Source organism: Thiolapillus sp. (genome assembly GCF_048562965.1).
GTDB lineage: Bacteria > Pseudomonadota > Gammaproteobacteria > Chromatiales > Chromatiaceae > Thiolapillus > Thiolapillus brandeum_A.
On record NZ_JBHNMF010001061.1, the window covers coordinates 1 to 938 of the forward strand.

Genomic DNA, 938 nt, shown 5'->3' on the forward strand with positions numbered 1-938 from the left:
AGTGATCAGCACTTCGACCTCGCCACTCTCCAGCTCCACTCGGATCAGGCGCGCCTGCAACGGCTCGGTGGGCAGATAGCCCTCGCGACACTGCCGCGCACTGGCCGCACTGGGGGTCAGGGAGACGATACGCTCCTTGACGCCATCATGCACAAAAGCCTGGACTTCAGAATGAAAATTATGCCGCACCCGAGCACAGTAATGTCGTTGCTCCACCGCATGAAAGGCAAACAGCCAAAAGGCCGGGTAACCTCTGTCATAAAGGAACAGGTCGTCCGGCTGAGAAAACAGCAGGTACTCACTGGCCAGCTCACGCTCACCGGTCGCATACGGCACCATGTCCGCCTGAATGGTTTGCCCATTCAGCACATCATGGAGTCGGGAGAAGCGTGCCAGGGGCACACCACTGCCACGCGGCTTACCAAAATAATCCGCAATGGCCGGAGTATTGGGCAATCGAGCGGTAGAGCCATCCACCGCCAGTACACGAAACCCTTGCCAACGCCGCAGTGCAATCTGCTCATTGGCCGAATCTAACAGGGCATCGTTCAATCGAACCAGCGCTTCGGGCTTGAGCTTTTTCCGGGCACGGCAGAAAGCCGCTTCCGATACCGGCGCACCGGCCAGCGGGTCACCGGTGATCGTTTCAAAAAATGGGTCGGGTTCGTCCCGATGGGTTCCCTTGCGCAGATTAAGCAGCAAGGTGACCAACTGAGGCAATGGCAAGGCACGATGACGGGTGAAATCCTGCTCGGAGCACCGTGCTTTCTGAAGAAAGGCCGCTGAAGCCAATATTTATCTTATGGGCGTATAGATGTTCTTAAATGATCTTCTCCAGTGTGGTGCGATCAGTGGTGGAAAAAGCGGGGGTCGAAGTCATTTGAGGCTCCTTGATGTGCTGTTGAGTTGGTTCTTCTCCGCTTTGATGAGTGAGCTTT

The 938-nt window shown here is 56.1% G+C and carries 1 pseudogene; it reads right to left on the minus strand.

What is annotated here, in order from left to right:
- Nucleotides 1-792: pseudogene (locus ACOCD2_RS22265) on the minus strand (transposase); the annotation flags it as partial.
- Between the last annotated feature and the right edge of the window lie 146 nt (nucleotides 793-938).